The sequence below is a fragment of the Kitasatospora sp. NPDC059722 genome (assembly GCF_042733235.1).
In the GTDB taxonomy this organism is placed as follows: domain Bacteria; phylum Actinomycetota; class Actinomycetes; order Streptomycetales; family Streptomycetaceae; genus Kitasatospora.
The window spans coordinates 1-1,059 of the sequence record NZ_JBHWGD010000307.1 but is presented as its reverse complement, the minus strand read 5'-3'; the positions used below and the strand labels follow the sequence as shown (position 1 = coordinate 1,059).

Below are 1,059 nucleotides of genomic sequence, written 5' to 3'. Positions count from 1 at the left end.
GACCCATGGCCCTGGGGAGTCACGTCATGCGCACGTCCGTTATCACCCGCTTTGCGAAGAACACCCGCTCGCTCTCCACCCGCCGCACCCTCGCCGCCCTCGCCACCACCGCCGTCCTCGCCGGCGGCATCCAGATCCTCACCACCGACACCGCCTGGGCCTGCTCCGGCCCCTACCAGGGCCCCGGCACCACCATCTCGGCCGACGCTCGGGCGCGGCACCACGCGAACCCCCTGGACGCCGACATCATCGAGCCGAACCCGACCTCGCTGACCGCCGGTTCGAGCATCGAGTTCGGCGTGAAGCTGCTCAACCTCAGCGGAGCCGACTACGACAACGCCGCGTTCGGCCTCACCCTGAAGGACGACAGCGGCGCGAACCGCCTCCGCACCGGGGACGTGACCATCGAGGCGATGATCGACGGCACCTGGACGAAGCTCGGCATCGACGACGGATGCGGCGGCGAGGCCGTCCGGGTCGACACCGGGTCGTTGGGCCAGCACCTGGCCGACGGCCGGACGGCTCGGGTGATGTTCCGGTTGCACCTGGCCGCCAGTGCCCCGAAGGACCTCACCATGCTCTCGGTCACCGCCTCGCCCTGGGCGGAGGCCGGACCCGCCAGCAAGCCCGTGGGCGTGGGCATCAGGGTCCTCCACGCCAACGGCGAGGCCAAGCCCGCCGGCAAGCCCACCGTCACGGCGAAGCCGAGCGCCCCGGCCAAGCCCGCGCCCGGCAAGCCCGCCGCGGACGAGACCAAGACCGCCGCCCCGGCCGCTCCGGCCGCCGAGGCGCCCAAGTCCCCCGCCGCCGCGCCGACTTCCGCCCCGGCCACCACCGCCCCGGACGGCGCCACCGAGCTCGCACACACCGGTTCCTCCTCCACCAACGGCTTCCTCGCCCTGTCCGCCGCCGCGCTGCTCGCACTCGGCGCGGGCGTCCTGATCGCCGTCCGTCGCCTCCGGCCCCAGCGGTAACCAACGGACGGACACCACGAAGGGGCCTTCCTCCACACGGCGGTGTGGAGGAAGGCCCCATGGTCTATCGCGACCAGGCGTCGGC

The 1,059-nt window shown here is 73.3% G+C and carries 1 protein-coding gene; it reads left to right on the top strand.

Going from position 1 to position 1,059, the window contains the following annotated elements:
* Window positions 1–26: 26 nt before the first annotated feature.
* Complete coding sequence (locus tag ACFV4F_RS43470) at window positions 27–974, top strand: LPXTG cell wall anchor domain-containing protein (RefSeq protein WP_380511614.1); 948 nt, start codon at window positions 27–29, stop codon at window positions 972–974.
* The last annotated feature ends 85 nt before the right edge of the window (window positions 975–1,059 follow it).

Excerpts from the sequence above, each read along its gene's own strand:
- ACFV4F_RS43470 (WP_380511614.1), top strand. The coding sequence starts at position 27 with ATGCGCACGTCCGTTATCACCCGCTTTGCGAAGAACACCCGCTCGCTC.